A 15815-nucleotide genomic window follows, 5' to 3' on the forward strand; every position below is an offset into this window, starting at 1 on the left:
GACCCGCTCTGCTGACCGCGTGTGTCGCAGTGGTCCTGGCGATGACTACCGCATGTGGCCCGAGGAGTGACGTGACGATCGAAGAGTACGAGACCGAGGCCGAACAGATCGCCGACCGGCTCATGGTCACCATCGAGGACGTGGAGCGCTACCAGGACGACATCATCGCCAGCCAGAGCGAGTTCGTGGACGACGTGGGCCACGACCAGGAGGACCACCCCTGGCAGTACTGGCACTGGACCGGAGGCATCGAACTCGCCCCCGACGCAACCATCACGCCCGAACAGGCCGCCGACCGCATCGCAGCCGTCCTGGAGGACGAGGGATGGACAGCCCGCGAACCTGACCTGAACGAAATGGGCGGTGAGTACGCCTACGACCTTCCCGGCGGTCAGGACGGCGACGCCTGGTACGTCGGAATCGGCTTTGCGCGCAGAGACGTCCCCGCACCCCAGAACGTCAGCATCACGATCGTGAGCCCGTCCACGGACCGCACAGCATCCGACTCATGACCGCCTACCGAATCAACCCCGACCTGACTGACAAGACGCTGCGACAGGCCGGCCGGCACGCGGAGCGGCTGCTTTCGGCAGCCCAGCAGATTGCCGCGCGCAGCGACGGGTCGGGCCTGAGCGGCGACCCCGTCGTCGTCCGCGCCGTGGCCGGGTTCTACGTGCTCCACGAACGGCGCGTTCGAGACCTGGCAGCGCAGGCGAACAAGGCCATCGACGGCGCCGACCAGGCAATCCGGGCCTACGACGAAGCCGACGAGAAGATGGCGGCCGACCAGCGACGGTTCGGGAGCGGAGCCGTATGACTCAGGAGTCGGCCCACAACGGTCGACCTGTCGAACGAAGACAGACAACTCGACCCGGAGCCCCGATGACGCGCCCGAGCGATGTCCGGCACTCGATGGCGACGGCCGCGCGCAGCGCGGTTGCCTTGACGCTGAAGACGGCCTGCGCCCCGAGGCGTGCCGTGACGATCGAAGAGAACGCGGAATGACGACGGATCCCAGCACCATCGCCCCCGCATCGCGTCCGCAGTCATCCGAGCTGGCGCGGGCCTGGCGCTTCGTCTGGTTACCGCCGACGCTCGTGGTTCTCGGGATAGGCGTCGGCCGCCTGTGCTTGTGGATCGCGATGCAGGACAACCCCAAGCCCGGAGCACTCCCCGGCCCGCTCGACCTGGTGGGCTTGCTCGGGTACGTGATCCAGATCGCAGCGGTGGTCAGCTGGCCGGTCGTGATCAGCTTCATCGTCGTCGGCCTCGTCAAGCTCCGCAGAGCACGTCAAGCGGCCCCTGCGCGGGACGCGCAATGACGTCTGCACAAGCTGCCCGGCCCGCAGAACGCACGAAGGGGCGGGCTCATGGTTGCTTGACGAGCATCGCCGTCGGTGTCGTCGTGGTCGCCCTCCTGCTGGCATGGCTCAACTATGAGATCACCAGCACCCTGAACGGCGACAAGGCTGCCGCAGAGTTCGAGCGCGCCCAGGATCGTTTCGGGGATCGCACGGGCGTCCTGGACATGTACCACGATGAGTTCGGCAATACGACCATGAAGCTCGCTCCGGTCGCCACGGTCACCGAGGAGTACGAGGACCTGGCGCAGGACGCCGCCTCGTACTTCGAGGACCGGGACCACGGCACCGTCACCCTCAGGATTGACCAGACCGAACTGACGCTCCGGGACGACGACGATGATGCTCGTCGACTCGGACTGCGACTCGTCGACCAGCTGCGCAGCCTCGATGGCCTTCAAGAGATCTTGATCTCGGCGTCGGCTCACAACCCCACTGTTGAGGTCGACGATGGCCTGAACCGGAGCGTCGTGTCTGTGTATCGCGATGTCCAGGAGGCATGTGCCGGCGTTGCGCGCGACGAGGATGTTGGCGTTTCAGTCTCCGCCTGGGGCATGCCGCGAGGCCACATCAGTGACGAGCTGGGCTACGACTACGACGCCGAAGAAGACCAGGATCGCAGCGCCGACCTATCGCGAGAGTTTGCGATCTACCAGCGTTACGCCCGCACGTACGAGGTCGTCGAGGTCTTCATCGAACCGGCAGACGTCAGGCTCACGATCAACGAGAACGTCGCCGACGCACGCTCTGATGCCCGTCGTGACCACGGATCCAGCGGTATCGAGATCACGATCGACGCGGCGGAGGCGAGATAAGGCGAGACACAAGCAGAACTCTCATGACCCCACCAACGGCAGGTACATCACGTGCAGACCCGTGTACCCGTGCGTCGGCGAGCGGAACGCGCCGGGCACCGTGCCGACGATCTCGAACCCGAGCGACTGCCACAGGCGCACGGCCGCCGTGTTCGACTCCACGACGGCGTTGAACTGGATGCCCCGGAACCCCTGATCCCGGTGCCACGCGATCACGTGCTCGCCCAGAGCGCGGCCGACCCCGCGCCCGCGGGCGGCGTCGGACACCATGAACGACGCGGTGCCGACATGGGCGCCGTTGCCCGGGCGGTTGGGGCCCATCTTGGCCGTGCCGAGCACCTCGCCGTCCTCCTCGAGCACCACGGTGGCGCCGGGCGGGCGCTCGATCCAGTACGAGCGGGCGTCTGCCTCGGAGATGTCGACGGGGTAGGTATAGGTCTCGCCCTCCCGGCAGACCGCGTCGATGATCGGCCAGACGGCAGGCCAGTCGGCCTCGGCAAAGGGGCGGATGGTTCGGGTCACGCCGAGCACGCTACCGGCGTCGTAGGCTCGGCCGCATGCACGCAGTCGTAGCCCGCGAGCCGGGCGGTCCCGAGGTCCTGTCGTACACCGAGCTCCCTGACCCGACACCCGGCCCAGGGCAGGTGCTGGTCCGTGTCGCCGCGGCGGGCGTGAACTTCATCGACACCTATCGCCGCGCCGGCGTCTACCCGATGCAGTACCCCCACGTGGTGGGCGTCGAGGGCGCGGGCACGGTCGAGGCCATCGGCGACGACGTCACGGGCTTCGCCGTGGGCGACCGCGTGGCCTGGCTCGACGGTCCCGGTTCGTACGCGGAGCTCGTGGCCGTGGACGCCGCGGGGGTCGTGCACGTGCCCGGCTTGCTGGACCTGACCACCGCCGCCGCGCTGCTCCTGCAGGGCATCACCGCGCACTACCTGGTGCGCTCCACGTTCGAGGTGCAGCCCGGGCACGACGTGCTGCTGCACGCGGGCGCCGGCGGCGTCGGCCTGCTGGCCACGCAGCTGGCCGTCGCACGCGGCGGGCGGGTCGTGACCACGGTCTCGACACCGGAGAAGGCGGCGCTGTCCTCCGCGGCCGGTGCCGCGCACACCATCGACTACGCCGCGATGGCCGACATCACCACCGAGCTGCCGTCGATCGTACGCGACCTCACCGATGGCCAGGGCATGCACGTCGTGTACGACGGCGTGGGCCGGTCCACGTTCGAGGCCTCGCTCGCCTCGCTGCGCGTGCGCGGGATGCTGGTGCTGTTCGGCGCGGCGTCCGGCCCGGTGCCGCCGTTCGATCCGCAGCGGCTCAACAAGGGCGGCTCCCTGTACCTCACGCGGCCGACGAGCTCGCACTACCTACGCACGCGCGGCGAACTCGAGTGGCGCACCTCCGATGTGCTCGAGTCCGCGGCGGCGGGCGACCTGGAGGTCCGCATCGGGGCCACCTACTCGCTGTCCGACGCCGGGGAGGCGCACCGGGCGCTGGAGGGACGGGCCACGACCGGCAAGGTGCTGCTCGTTCCCTGACGCCGGGGTCGAGGTCGGTCTCTTGCTGGGTCAGCCGGGGTTGAGGTCGGCCGGTTGGTCGACTGCGCTCGCTGAGATCGGCCCCATGCTGGACCGCGCTCGTTGAGTTCGGCCCCTTGCTTCGCCACGCCCGTTGAGATCGGTCCCATGCTGGACTGCGCTCGCTGAGATCGGTCCCTTGCTGGACTGCGCTCGCTGAGATCGGTCCCTTGCCTTGAGATCGGTCCATCGATGGACCGATCTCAAGGCAAGGGACCGATCTCAGAGCCGGCCTCAGGGCATGCGACCGATCTCGATACAAACGACCGATCTGGAGGCACACGGGCGGCGTCGGACGCGCCATCGATCGGTCCAACGTTGGACCGGAACGCGGGTCAGCGCCACAACCTTGGAGCGCACCCTTTACAGAGAGTGGCGTGGTCGCGACAATTCACCCGTCGAGTTTTCCCTCGCCCGGAGGTTCAACGTGGTACTTCCTCGCTTCTCCCGTGCTCTCCTTGTCGGCGCGGCCATCACCGCCCTGGCACTCGGGGCCCTCACTACCAGCTCCGCCGCTGCCGCACCCGCCGACGACGCCGACGACGCAGGCACCCCGCCGTCGTCCGACAACGTCGCCACCCACAGCGGCGAGATCTCCACCCAGGCGACCGTTCGCCCGAGCCTCGTGCTCGACCGCAACTTCCCCGACCCGGACGTCACCAAGTTCGGGAACACCTACTACGCGTACGCGACGAACGAGGGCAAGAACCTGCCGTGGGCCACGGCGCCCGACCCGGACGGGCCGTGGACCTACCAGTCAACGGACGCCCTGCCGAGCCTCGGGGCGTGGGCCAAGACGGGGCGCACCTGGGCACCCGACGTCTCGCAGCGGTCCGACGGCCGCTACCTGCTCTACTACACGGCCTGGCACACGGCGTCCGGGCGGCAGTGCATCGGCGCCGCCCTGTCGGACTCCCCCGGCGGCCCGTTCGCCCCGGTCGGGAGCGAACCGCTCGTGTGCCCGCTGGCGGCGGGCGGCGCCATCGACGCGTCCAGCTTCGTCGACACCGACGGCGCCCGTTACCTGGTCTGGAAGAACGACGGCAACGCCATCGGCGCCACCACCTGGATCCACGTGCAGCGCGTGGCCGCGGACGGCGTGACCTTCCAGGGCGGAGCTACACAGGTATTGCGCAACGACCGCGCCGACGAGGCGGGCATCATCGAGGCGCCCGTCATCACCAAGGTCGGCAGCCAGTATGTGCTGTTCTACTCGGCCGGCCCGTACTCGACCAACCAATACGGCACGAACTACGCGGTGTCGAGCTCGATCACCGGGCCCTACACCAAGGCGTTCCGCTTCCTCATGACCACCGAGTCGCTCGACGGCGCGGTGGCCGGCCCCGGCGGCGCCGACGTCCTGCGCGACGGCGGGGGCGACAAGCTCGTCTTCCACGGCCACCGGGACGCTGGCGGCCGCGGCATGTACGTCGCCGACCTCGGCTGGGCCAACGGTTACCCCGTGGTGCGCGGCAGCCGCGTCCGCTACGAGGCCGAGCGCGGCACCCTGAACAACTGCTCGGTCCGCGAGAACGCGGCCGGCGCATCGGACGGCAAGGTCGCCGCGTACATCGACCACGCAGACAGCTGGGTCGACGTCCGCTCGATCTACGTGCCCACGTCCGGCAGCTACTCGCTGCACGTCGGCTACGCCAACGGGTCGGTCGAGACGGCGACGCACACGGTAACGGTGAACGGAGCGGCGGCCGGGTCCATCAGCTATCCCGTGACCGGCTGGGACAACTGGCGGCAGTCGACGCGGGACGTCACCCTGCAGGCGGGCTGGAACACTATCCGGCTGGCCAAGGGGACGGCGTTCGCGGAGCTCGACTACATCGAGGTCGCCTAGCCGCCGGGCGGCGGTCCCCGGCGGACGCCGCAGCCCAACGATCGCGCCCAGAGCAGCCACCTGCTCCGGGCGCAGTCGCTGGGCCGCGGCGCGGATCGGCACCCCGGACGGCCCTCGCGTGATATATCTTGACATCAAGATACTCGACGACGAGGAGCGGCGATGGCGGACTGGAACCCTGGTGCGTACCTGCAGTACACGGACGAGCGGTCCCGTCCGTTCACGGAGCTGGTCGCCCGGGTACCCGGGTCACCGGCCACGATCGTCGACCTGGGGTGCGGACCCGGGCACCTCACCGCCGTGCTCCGCGCGCGCTGGCCCGAGGCCCGGGTGACCGGGGTGGACGCCTCCCCCGCCATGATCGAGAAGGCACGCGCCGCCGACCCGGACACCGAGTACGTGCTGGCCGACCTCGGCACCTACGACCGCACCGCCGACCTCGTCATCAGCAACGCCGCCCTCCAGTGGGTGCCCGCGCACCGCGTGCTCCTCACCACGCTCGCCGACCGGGCCGCGCAGACGTTCGCCTTCCAGGTCCCGGGCAACCACGACGCGCCCAGTCACCTCCTCCTGCGGGAGGTCGCCGCCCGGGAGCCGTACGCCGACGTCGTCGGGCCGGTCGAGCGACGCGCCACCGCCGACCCCGCCGAGTACTTCGACCTCCTTGCCCGGCCGGGCTGGACGGTGGACACCTGGGAGACCACCTACACGCACCTGCTGCAGGGGCCGGACCCCGTGTTGCGCTGGATCTCGGCAACTGGCGCCCAGCCCACGCTCCAGGCGCTGGAGGCCAAGGACCCCGCGCTGCGCGCCCGGTTCGAGGCGGAGTTCGGTGCGGCGCTGCGCGAGGCTTACCCCGAGCACGCCCACGGCACGCCGCTGGCCTTCCGCCGGGTGTTCGCGGTGGCCACCCGGGCCTGAGCAGGGGCCGACGCCGCCGTGCACCAGCAGGCGCTGGTGTGCGGGCCGGCCGCCGCTCGGGCCGGCCGCTCAGACCGTGGGTGGCGTCGGCCAGGTCGGGCAGGTCAGGCCCTGCTCGAAGAAGCGGTACTCGTGCACCGACGAGATCTCGAACGCGCGCAGCATGCGCGCCCGTTCCTCCGGGGAGACCCAGCGCGCGGCGGCGTCGGCCAGGAGCCGTGCCTGCCGGGTCGACTCCTGGAAGCCCTCGTCGCCGTACGTGCCGATCCACGCGGCGTACGGGTGGCCGGCCAGGCCACCGGGGTGCCGTCCGGCCAGGTCCACGAGCACGCTCCCGACGTGCGCATACAGCCAGAAGCAGGGCAGCAGCGCCGCGACCGTCTCCGCGTACGTACCCGACGCCGCCGCATGCAGGTGACCGGTGTACGCCGCGGTCACGGGTGAGGGCTCGACGGCCGCGACCTCGTCCGCGCCGAGGCCCGCGTGCGTGCCCAGCCAGTCCCGGTGCAGCGCCGTCTCCACCTCCAGCGCCTCGACGGACGAGCGGGCGAGAAAGCCCTGCGCGGCGGCGTCGGGCGCGAGCTGGGCCGCCCGCGCCAGGACCCGCGAGTACTCGCGCAGGTAGGCGGCGTCCTGGCTGAGATAGAACGCGAAGGACCCGGCGGGCAGCGAGCCGGCCGCGAGCGCCCGGACGAACGGCATGCGGTCCACCGCGTCGCGCCAGCCCGCTATGCGTTCCCAGGCTTCCTCAGTGAAGGGGCGGACGGCGGCGCCGTCGGCCGGCACGGCGGGGGTAGAGGTAGAAACGGAGACAGCAGAAGTCATTGTGGACATCCCTTCGCCAGCATGATCTGGATCAGGTTCGACGGGTGTGGTCTCAGCCCCGGGCGGGGCACCCCGTGTCACGTGCCGCAGAGAGTACCGGAACCGTCCGGCAGCGAAAAGCACTGGCATGCCGGTCGTACGCTGCTGGCATGACAGAGCGACCGATTCGAGTCGGTGTCCAGATCCAGCCCGAGCACTCCGACTACTCCGGTATCCGTGACGCGGTTCTCCGCGCCGAGGACGCCGGTGTCGACGTCATCTTCAACTGGGACCACTTCTACCCGCTTCACGGCGACCCGGAGGGCAAGCACTTCGAGGCCTGGACCATGCTGGGCGCATGGGCCGAGCAGACCGAGCGTGTCGAGATCGGCGCGCTGGTGACGGGTATCGGCTACCGCAACCCCGACCTGCTGGCCGACATGGCGCGGACCGTCGATCACATCTCCGGCGGGCGGCTCATCCTGGGCCTGGGCGCCGGCTGGTTCGAGAAGGACTACGACCGGTTCGGCTATGAGTTCGGCACGGCGGGGTCGCGCATCGCGAGCCTGGCCGAGGCCATGCCGCGCATCAAGGCCCGGCTGGCGGCCGGCAACCCGGCGCCCACGCGCGAGATTCCGATCCTGATCGGTGGTGGCGGCGTCCGGAAGACGCTGCGGATCGTGGCCGAGCACGCGGACATCTGGCACTCGTTCGGCGACCTGCCGACCCTCACCAGCAAGTCCGCGATCCTCGACGAGCACGGCGCCGCCGTCGGCCGGGACACCGCGGCGCTCGTGGAGCGGTCGGTGGAGGCCGAGGGCTCGCCCGCGGTGGACGGCGAGGCACTCGTCGCCGCGGGTGCCACGCTGTTCACGCTGGGTGTGGACGGCCCGGACTACGACCTGACCAGGGTCAAGGAGTGGGTCGCCTGGCGCGACGCCCGCGGCTGAGCCGCAGCGCGCTGGACGTACGGGTCACTCGAGCAACCCGTACGTCCGACACGTGGGGTCAGAACGACGAGGCGTCCGCCGCGTAAACCCACCGGTAGCCAGGGTGCTCGCCGAGCGACCAGAGGTAGTCGCGGGTGGGGTCGTAGGACAGGTCCTCCGACCCCACGGTCAGCGCGTTGCCGTGCCGCACCATGGCGCCGGACGGCGCGGCGAACGTGTGCAGGTCGCCGTCGGCATTCGGGTCGGAGAAGTTGGTGCCGTCGCTCTGCGAGTAGAAGAACTCGCCGTTGATCGCCGTCGAGCCCTGCACGCTCTCCAGGTCGATCCGGTAGGCCTCGGTCGCCTTGATGATGCCGTCCGAGGCCGGCTTGAGGTACCGGTTGGTGTAGTCGATCGGGACGCGGATCGTCCTGACCTGGGCGCCGTTCGCGATGTCCGTGGCGGTGCGGTACTCGCTGACGACCACCGAGTCGGGTGTGCTCGTGCGGTCGAGCGAGACCGACGAGTGCTGCAACTGCGCGTAGCCGCCCGCCGTCGAGTCGGTGAACTTCGCCGTCTGCGGCAGCACGTACTTGTAGTCGAAGGCGTGGTAGGAGCCGTCGGACTGGCGCCCGATGGCGGACGAGCTGCCCGTCGAGACCTGCCACAGGTGGTCCAGGTCGAACACGCGGAAGCCACCGCCCGTGTCCGCCACGTACAGCAGGTTTCCGTACCACATGATGCCGCCGGCGTGGACGTTGATCGGCTTGTACGACGGCGCGCTCGTGGTGCCGCTCGGCTCGACCAGCAGGATGTGCCGGTACGGCGGTGCCGACGCGCTCGCCGACAGGTTCGACACGCTGATGCGGACGCCCTTGTCGATGCCGTCGTCGGCGTGGTCGTACCAGCTCACCAGGTTGATGCGCTTGCCGTCGTAGGTCCCGGCCTCGTACGCGTCGGAGCTGGTCGTGATGCCCTGCGGGTACCAGTCGCTCGTGCCCTGGTCGCCAGCGTTCCAGCAGTAGTACGCGGTGCGGTTCGTGACCGACGGTGCGCTGTCGCAGCTCGGGGTGCGGTTGGCGTCGTCGGCCACCGTTCCCATGGAGACGTTCGGGAGCGCCGCGTCGAGTGCGCCGACCAGGGACGACGACGTCTGGGACAGCGTGTAGCGGAAGTTGCTCGCGGTGAGGGTCGTGGCGGCGGCCGCCGGTGGCGCGGTCGCAGCCACGAACAGTGCGCCCGCGACGAGGGCACCTGCGAGTGAGCTCGCGGCAGCAAGGGCGGAGCGACGGTGGCGCATGGTGGTCTCCTGGTCATGAGGGGACATGTGTATGCCCACCGTAGAGGGTGAAACCCCTCAAACCAGTACAACCGAGTGAACGCTGTGCATCCGTCACCCCGCCACGGGCCCTGCGGGGCCGACCAGCGAAGCCGCTGGTCAGCGCTTGGTGAAGGCCCTCGCCTGCGGGTCGTTGCTGCCCGCGGGGAGCACCCGCAGCCGGCGGGCCGTCGCCGCGACGCCCTGCTCCGCGGCGTCGGCCGCCAGCGCCTTCAGCGACTCGGGCGTGTCGTCCGTGACGCGCAGGAACCAGCCCGAGCACGCGTCGAGCTCGCCGGTCGCTATCGCGTTCACGACGTCGGTCACCCGCTCGACAGGGGTCCACTCCGTGCGGCCCTCGTGCAGCGTCATGCCCGTCGACATGTCGGTCCGCACGACCCCTGGCGCCAGCTCGAAGACGCGGATCCCGTGCCGGAAGCCGTCGTTGTGCAGGTTGGCGCCCATCCGCACCAGGGCGGTCTTGCTCGCGTTGTACGCCGAGCTGCCGCCCGGCATCTCGTGCGAGCTCGCACCCGAGGCCAGGTCGACGATCCGGCCACCGCCGCGCGCGATCATGCCCGGCACCGCGTAGCGGCTGAACAGGAACGGCGCGCGCACGTTGGTCTCGAACACCGACCACCACTCGTCGGGGTCGGCCTCCCACAGGGGGTGCTCCGACTCGATGGCGCCCGCGTTGTTGACCAGCAGGTCGATCGACCCCAGCGCATCCTCCGCCTGCCCGACGGCGGCAAGCACCGCCGCCGGGTCGGACACGTCCGCGGTGAGCACCACCGCTGTCCCACCGGCCGCGCGGATCTCCGCGGCGACGGCTTCGAGCCGCGCCGCGTCCCGCGCGAGCAGGGCAACGTCCAGCCCTGCTCGCGCGAGACCCAACGCGATCTCCCGGCCGATACCGCGAGAGGCACCCGTGACGAGCGCGGTGCGTGCCGGCGGGGTCTCGACGGGCTCGGCCGCCGAAGACGTGTCAGCCACGCAGCACCGCGCCGACCTCGGCCGCCGCCGACTCCACGACGGCGTCCCGCACCGAACGGACCTCGTCCGCGGACAGTGTCCGGTCCTTGGCACGCAGCCGGAGCGAGTACGCGAGCGACTTCTTGCCCTCGCCCACCTGCTCCCCCGTGAAGACGTCGAACAGCGCCACGTCCTCGAGCAGCTCACCGGCCCCGGCGACGATCGCCGACCGCACCGCCTCGGCGGGCACACCGCCGTCGACCACGAAGGCGAAGTCCTCCTTGGCCGCCGGGAAAGCCGACACGGGCGTGGCGGCTACGGGCTCGGTCGACGCCGCGGCGACCAGGACGCTCAGGTCCACCTCGAACGCCGCCGCACGGGCGGGCAGCCCCAGGGCCTCGACGACCTTGGGGTGCAGCTCGCCGGCGTAGCCGACGACCGTGCCGTCCGTGAGCTCGAGGCGCGCGCAGCGACCTGGGTGCCACGGCATCCGGTCGGTGTCGGCAGAGACGACGACGTCGGCCCCCGCGCGATCGGCGACCAGGCGGGCCGCCGCGAGGGCGTCCTCCCAGCCGGCGGCGCGGCCCGCGCCCCACCAGCCGGCGAGCTCGCGCTTGCCGGTCAGCACACCGGCGACCCGGCGCGGCTGGTCCGGGACCGCGGCCGCGAGCGCCGCGAGCTGCTCGTCGGTGGGCCGCACACCGCCGGGCAGCGTGGGCGCGGCGGGGGCGTCCGTTGCCGGGACGGTGACGAGGCCGACCTCGTACACCGCGAGGTCGGTCAGCCCGCGGGACACGTTGCGCCGCACCGTGTCGAGCAGCGTGACCAGCAGGTTGGACCGCATCAGCGGCTTGTCGTCCGCCATCGGGTTGACGAGGCGGAGCGAGACGCGGCGCGGGTCGTCGGCGGGCAGGCCGAGCGCGTCGTACTCGGGGGTGCCGACGAACGGATAGCTGAGCGTCTCGACGAAGCCGGCCTCGGCCAGGGCGCGCGCGACGGAGCGGCGCGTACGCTGCTCGGCCGTGAGCCCGCGACCGCCCGTTGCGGACGGGAGCACCGACGGCACCTGGTCGTAGCCCTGGATGCGCACGACCTCCTCGACCAGGTCGGCGGGCTCGGTGAGGTCGGGCCGCCAGGACGGGGGCGTGACGGTGAGCACGCCCTCGGCAACCGCCTCGACGGTGGCGCCGATCTCCTCGAGCGTGCTGCGCACCTGCTCGGGGGTGTACGGGACGCCCGCGAGCCGGGTGGGCTCGGTGACCTTGAGCGCGATCGGCTGCTGCGGGGTCGCCTCGGCAGTGCTGTCCAGGTCGCTCACTGCGGGGTCGGCGGTGCCGCCCCCGAGCTCGACCAGGAGGTCCACAACACGCTGGGCCGCGACCGGGGGCAGCTTCGGGTCGACGCCGCGCTCGAACCGCTTGGCCGCCTCGCTGGGCAGCTTGTGCCGGCGGGCCGTGCGGGCGACGGTGATCTGGTCGAAGTGCGCCGCCTCGACGAGCACGTCAGTGGTCGTGTCGCTGACCTCCGACGACGCCCCACCCATGACGCCGGCCAGGCCGAGCACGCGGCTGCCTGCGCCGTCGGGCGAGTCCGTGATCAGGAGGTCCTCGGTGTCCAGCGCGCGATCGGCGTCGTCCAGGGTGGTGAGGCGCTCGCCGACGGCGGCCCGGCGGACCACGATCGGCGCCGAGACCTGCGCGAGGTCGTAGGCGTGCAGCGGCTGCCCGAGGTCGAGCATCACGTAGTTGGTGATGTCGACGGCCAGGGAGATGGACCGCATGCCGGAGCCCTCGAGGCGGTGCTTCATCCACGCGGGCGTGGGTGCGGACGGGTCGATGCCGCGCACGATGCGCGTAACGAACCGGTCGCAGCCGACGACGCCGTTGATCGGCGCCTCGTCCTGCACCCGTACCTCGAACCCGTCCGGGGTCGCCGACGGCTCCGCGCCAGTGGCCAGGCCGCGGTCGGTGAACTTCGCACCCGTGGAGTGGGCGTACTCGCGCGCCACGCCGCGGTAGCTGAACGCGTACCCGCGGTCAGGTGTCACGTTGATCTCCAGGACCTCGTCCCCGAGGCCGAGGAGCGCGATCGCGTCCTGGCCGGGGGTGAGGTCCTCGGCGGCGAAGCCCATGTCGCGGGGCAGCACGATGATGCCGTGCGCGCCGTCGTCGCCCAGGCCGAGCTCGGCGGTGGAGCAGATCATGCCGTCGGACACGTGCCCGTACGTCTTGCGGGCGGCGATGGCGAACGGGCCGGGCAGCACGGTGCCGGGCAGGGACACGACCACGAGGTCGCCGGGCGCGAAGTTGTGCGCGCCGCAGACGATGCCGCGGGACCCGTCGATGTTGTGCTCCGGGCCGACGTCGACCTGGCACCAGTTGATCGTCTTGCCGTTCTTCTGCGGCTCGGGGTTCATCTCGAGCACGCGGCCCACCACGAGGGGTCCGGTGACGGCCGCCCCGTGGATCGCCTCTTCCTCCAGGCCCACCTTCACGAGGTCGGCCGCGAGCTGCTCGGCGGTCAGGTCCGCCGGCAGCTCGACGTGGTCCGCGAGCCAGTCCTTCACGATGAGGGGCACTTCAGATCTCCGTCCCGAACTGGGTGGAGAAGCGCACGTCGCCCTCCACTATGTCGTGCATGTCCGCGATCGAGTGGCGCAGCATGAGCGTGCGCTCGATGCCCATGCCGAACGCGAAGCCCGTGTACTCGTCCGGGTCCACTCCCGCGGCGCGCAGCACGTTCGGGTTGACCATGCCGCAGCCACCCCACTCGATCCAGCCCGCGCCGCCCTTCTTCTGCGGGAACCACAGGTCCATCTCGGCGGACGGCTCGGTGAACGGGAAGAACGCCGGGCGCAGGCGGGTCTTGGCCTCCGGCCCGAACATCGCCCTCGCGAACGCGTCCAGCGTGCCCACGAGGTTCGCCATGGTCAGGCCCTTGTCGACCGCGAGGCCCTCGACCTGGTGGAACACCGGCGTGTGGGTCTGGTCGAGCGCGTCGGTACGGAACGTCTTGCCGGGGCACGCGATGTACAGGGGCACGCCGCGCTCCAGCAGGGAGCGCGCCTGGACCGGGGAGGTGTGGGTGCGCAGCACCAGGTTCGAGTCGGCACCGTCCTCACCGGCGACGTAGAACGTGTCCTGCATCTGGCGGGCCGGGTGGTCCGGGCCGAAGTTCAGCGCGTCGAAGTTGAACCACTCGGCCTCGACCTCGGGGCCGTCGGCGATCTCCCAGCCGAGGCCCACGAAGAAGTCGGCGATGCGCTCCTGGACCAGTTCGATCGGGTGGCGGGCGCCCGTCGTCGTGCGCTGGACCGGGAGGGTGACGTCGACCGACTCCTCCGCCAGCACGCGCGCGTCGCGCTCGGCCTCGAGCTCGGTCTGGCGGGCGGCGATCGCCTGGTTGATCCGACCGCGGCGCGGGCCCACGAGCTTGCCGGCCTTCGCCTTGTCGGGGCCGGGCAGCGCGCCGATCCCCCGGTTGGCGAGGGCCAGGGCGCTGCGGTCCCCCGTGTGCTGGGTACGGACGGCCTTCAGCGCATCGAGGTCGCCGGCCTTCGCGATGTCGTCGAGAGCGGTCTTGACCGCGGCGTCGAGTGCCGCCTCGTCGAGCGGATCGATGGGTGCCTTCTCATCGGGCGTGGACATGCTTGCCTTCCTGGCGGATTCGGGAGCCGGCCCGGTCCCCTGCCTGGGGACCCGTGCCGGCATCTGAAGTCTAGGTGCCCGCCAGGGCTCAGGACGCGTTGTCCACAGGGCAGCTCAGTGCCCGCGCGCAGCGCTCGCCGAACGGCCCGTAGCGGGCCGCGTAAATCGGCGGGTCAATGGCTGCATGCCGCCATCATTCCATGCGCTGGTGCGCCCGGGCAACGTGGTTACCCTGGTCGAGAACGACACGCTTGGCACACTTTTTATGCGTGTCGGTGGGCTGCGCTACTGTGCAACACATGTTCGAAGCAGGGTGTGCGAGCGAGCAGGACGCGTTGGCCGGTTCCACCGGCCTCTTCCCTGGCGCGTCCGTCTCGCCACGCACCCGAGGCGTCGGACAGCCATGTCTCCACGGCCGGGGCGGCCCTGGCCCCGGCCGTGGAGACGGTGCTCAGGAGACGGCGAGCCGGTCAGCCCTCGAGGTCCCAGGTCTCCACGATCTCGTACCGCGAACCACCCTGCGGGCCCTCCCCCGGGTGGGACTCGACGAGTGCGAACGAGCCCGCCGTCCAGTCAGGTCCGGCGTACACGGACAGCGCCTGCGCGGCGGGCTCCAGCGCCGACCGTGGCTCGCCCCCGGCGCGCTTGCCCCAGCGGTCCCGCCCACGCGGCGGCTTCACCTGCCCGGCGCGCGCGTAGGCGACGGTCACGTGGGCCCGGTGCGGCCTGACGTGGTCGGGCACCTCGCGGGGCGAGGCCGCCAGGCAATCCGTCGCGAGGCCCTTCAGCGCGTCCGTCCCGCCGTCGACACCCATCCACAGCACGCGGGCGCCGAACGATCCCGCACCACGCAGCCGCAGGTCGATGGGCCCGTGCTTGCGCGCGACGTCGGCCAGGTCGTCCCGCAGCTCGGGGATCGTCCCCTCCGGGAGGTCCGCGTAGAACGCGAGGGTGATGTGGAGGCTCTCCCGGGGGACCCACCGTGGAGAGGCCGGCACGCCATCGATAGCAAGCCCGAGATGGTCCAGGACACTCTGGGGCGGGATGACCGCCGTGAACAACCGCACCCGGTGATCCTAGGCGAGCGCCTCGTCGAGACGGGAGATGATTTCGTCGACCGTCTTCGCGGGCTCCTGGTCGGACGTGTCCAGCCACAGCCCGATCCGCGGGGTCTCGGCGCGCAGGTCCGCGTCCAGCATCTCGGGCGTCCACTCGCCGTAGCCCGACTTCGCGCGCCCGGCCTCCCGGCGCCGGACGGCGTCGGGGCTCGGCGCGAGGACCACCACCGCGACCGGCCGGCTGGTGACGTACTTCAGCATGTCGCCGAGCGCCGGGCCCAGGATGATGTCCTGCACGACGACGGTGAACCCGGCGGCCGCGTACTCGTCGGCCACCTTGCCGGCGATGCGGTAGCGCAGGTCGAGCTGCTCTTCGGCCTCCGGCCCGGCGTCGGGCACGGGCTCCGCTCGGCCGTTGACGATCACCCGCCGGAAGGTGTCGCCCCGCAGGTGGACGGACCTGGGCAGGCGCTCGGCCAGCGCCTGCGCAACCGTCGACTTTCCCGCCGCCATGATGCCGGTGACGATGATGACCTTCGGTCCGTCGTCGGCCTGCGACAT

16 protein-coding genes and 1 riboswitch are annotated in these 15815 nt (G+C 71.1%); of the genes, 8 read left to right on the forward strand and 8 right to left on the reverse strand.

Features of this window, described 5'->3' with window-relative positions:
• Window positions 1-71 precede the first annotated feature (71 nt).
• The 4 genes from C8K30_RS00120 to C8K30_RS00135 all read left to right on the forward strand — a co-directional run bounded on the left by C8K30_RS00120 (window position 72) and on the right by C8K30_RS00135 (window position 2176).
• On the forward strand, window positions 72-512 hold the full coding sequence (locus tag C8K30_RS00120) for a hypothetical protein (protein WP_108490888.1): 441 nt from the start codon (window positions 72-74) through the stop codon (window positions 510-512).
• On the forward strand, window positions 509-817 hold the full coding sequence (locus C8K30_RS00125; protein ID WP_108490889.1) for a DUF6507 family protein: 309 nt from the start codon (window positions 509-511) through the stop codon (window positions 815-817). The genes C8K30_RS00120 and C8K30_RS00125 overlap by 4 nt, the downstream gene beginning before the upstream one ends.
• 184 nt (window positions 818-1001) lie before the next feature.
• A complete protein-coding gene (locus tag C8K30_RS00130; protein WP_108490890.1) occupies window positions 1002-1322 on the forward strand; it encodes a hypothetical protein in 321 nt (106 codons plus the stop codon).
• Window positions 1323-1378: 56 nt separating this feature from the next.
• Window positions 1379-2176 carry a hypothetical protein gene (locus C8K30_RS00135; protein ID WP_108490891.1) on the forward strand — a complete coding sequence of 266 codons (798 nt, stop codon included), beginning with the start codon at window positions 1379-1381 and terminating at the stop codon, window positions 2174-2176.
• 21 nt (window positions 2177-2197) lie between these two features.
• On the opposite strand, the gene C8K30_RS00140 is transcribed toward C8K30_RS00135, so the two are convergent.
• Window positions 2198-2698, reverse strand: coding sequence for a GNAT family N-acetyltransferase (locus C8K30_RS00140; RefSeq protein WP_108491817.1), 501 nt, complete (start codon window positions 2696-2698; stop codon window positions 2198-2200).
• Window positions 2699-2733: 35 nt separating this feature from the next.
• Here C8K30_RS00140 and C8K30_RS00145 point away from each other — a divergent pair, with 35 nt between their 5' ends.
• From C8K30_RS00145 to C8K30_RS00155, 3 genes are all read left to right on the forward strand, one after another.
• Window positions 2734-3717 carry a quinone oxidoreductase gene (locus C8K30_RS00145; protein ID WP_108490892.1) on the forward strand — a complete coding sequence of 328 codons (984 nt, stop codon included), beginning with the start codon at window positions 2734-2736 and terminating at the stop codon, window positions 3715-3717.
• 466 nt (window positions 3718-4183) lie between these two features.
• Window positions 4184-5605, forward strand: coding sequence for a family 43 glycosylhydrolase (locus C8K30_RS00150; RefSeq protein WP_108490893.1), 1422 nt, complete (start codon window positions 4184-4186; stop codon window positions 5603-5605).
• Window positions 5606-5767: 162 nt separating this feature from the next.
• Window positions 5768-6526, forward strand: a complete 759-nt coding sequence (locus tag C8K30_RS00155; RefSeq protein WP_108490894.1) for a methyltransferase domain-containing protein — start codon at window positions 5768-5770, stop codon at window positions 6524-6526.
• 69 nt (window positions 6527-6595) lie between these two features.
• Here C8K30_RS00155 and C8K30_RS00160 read toward each other — a convergent pair whose 3' ends face one another.
• Window positions 6596-7351 carry a TenA family protein gene (locus C8K30_RS00160; protein ID WP_108490895.1) on the reverse strand — a complete coding sequence of 252 codons (756 nt, stop codon included), beginning with the start codon at window positions 7349-7351 and terminating at the stop codon, window positions 6596-6598.
• Window positions 7343-7436, reverse strand: a riboswitch (TPP riboswitch). It overlaps the preceding gene by 9 nt.
• A 64-nt stretch (window positions 7437-7500) precedes the next feature.
• Here C8K30_RS00160 and C8K30_RS00165 point away from each other — a divergent pair.
• Window positions 7501-8280 (forward strand): LLM class F420-dependent oxidoreductase, encoded by a 780-nt coding sequence (locus tag C8K30_RS00165; protein WP_108490896.1) that lies wholly within the window; start codon window positions 7501-7503, stop codon window positions 8278-8280.
• A 58-nt stretch (window positions 8281-8338) separates the two neighbouring features.
• On the opposite strand, the gene C8K30_RS00170 is transcribed toward C8K30_RS00165, so the two are convergent.
• The 6 genes from C8K30_RS00170 to C8K30_RS00195 all read right to left on the reverse strand — a co-directional run bounded on the left by C8K30_RS00170 (window position 8339) and on the right by C8K30_RS00195 (window position 15815).
• A complete protein-coding gene (locus C8K30_RS00170) occupies window positions 8339-9586 on the reverse strand; it encodes a hypothetical protein (RefSeq protein ID WP_199230281.1) in 1248 nt (415 codons plus the stop codon).
• A gap of 111 nt (window positions 9587-9697) precedes the next feature.
• Entirely contained in the window at window positions 9698-10570 is an 873-nt protein-coding gene (locus C8K30_RS00175; protein WP_108490898.1) for an SDR family NAD(P)-dependent oxidoreductase, read from the reverse strand.
• Window positions 10563-13127 (reverse strand): phenylalanine--tRNA ligase subunit beta, encoded by a 2565-nt coding sequence (gene pheT / locus C8K30_RS00180; protein ID WP_108490899.1) that lies wholly within the window; start codon window positions 13125-13127, stop codon window positions 10563-10565. Before pheT ends, C8K30_RS00175 begins: the two co-directional genes overlap by 8 nt.
• Window position 13128: 1 nt before the next feature.
• A complete protein-coding gene (gene pheS, locus C8K30_RS00185; RefSeq protein WP_108490900.1) occupies window positions 13129-14196 on the reverse strand; it encodes a phenylalanine--tRNA ligase subunit alpha in 1068 nt (355 codons plus the stop codon).
• A 470-nt stretch (window positions 14197-14666) separates the two neighbouring features.
• Window positions 14667-15263: an RNA 2',3'-cyclic phosphodiesterase gene (gene thpR, locus C8K30_RS00190; RefSeq protein ID WP_108490901.1), complete on the reverse strand. Its 597-nt coding sequence runs from the start codon at window positions 15261-15263 to the stop codon at window positions 14667-14669.
• Window positions 15264-15272: 9 nt separating this feature from the next.
• Window positions 15273-15815 (reverse strand): AAA family ATPase, encoded by a 543-nt coding sequence (locus tag C8K30_RS00195; protein ID WP_108490902.1) that lies wholly within the window; start codon window positions 15813-15815, stop codon window positions 15273-15275.

Origin of the sequence: Promicromonospora sp. AC04 (assembly GCF_003058225.1) — a bacterium.
Taxonomy (GTDB): domain Bacteria; phylum Actinomycetota; class Actinomycetes; order Actinomycetales; family Cellulomonadaceae; genus Promicromonospora.

Coding starts and splice junctions, on each gene's coding strand:
- C8K30_RS00195 (WP_108490902.1), bottom strand. CDS start 15,815: ATGTCGCAGGCCGACGACGGACCGAAGGTCATCATCGTCACCGGCATC.
- C8K30_RS00170 (WP_199230281.1), bottom strand. CDS start 9,586: ATGTCCCCTCATGACCAGGAGACCACCATGCGCCACCGTCGCTCCGCC.
- C8K30_RS00130 (WP_108490890.1), top strand. CDS start 1,002: ATGACGACGGATCCCAGCACCATCGCCCCCGCATCGCGTCCGCAGTCA.
- C8K30_RS00155 (WP_108490894.1), top strand. CDS start 5,768: ATGGCGGACTGGAACCCTGGTGCGTACCTGCAGTACACGGACGAGCGG.
- C8K30_RS00165 (WP_108490896.1), top strand. CDS start 7,501: ATGACAGAGCGACCGATTCGAGTCGGTGTCCAGATCCAGCCCGAGCAC.
- pheS (WP_108490900.1), bottom strand. CDS start 14,196: ATGTCCACGCCCGATGAGAAGGCACCCATCGATCCGCTCGACGAGGCG.
- C8K30_RS00145 (WP_108490892.1), top strand. CDS start 2,734: ATGCACGCAGTCGTAGCCCGCGAGCCGGGCGGTCCCGAGGTCCTGTCG.
- C8K30_RS00125 (WP_108490889.1), top strand. CDS start 509: ATGACCGCCTACCGAATCAACCCCGACCTGACTGACAAGACGCTGCGA.
- C8K30_RS00160 (WP_108490895.1), bottom strand. CDS start 7,351: ATGACTTCTGCTGTCTCCGTTTCTACCTCTACCCCCGCCGTGCCGGCC.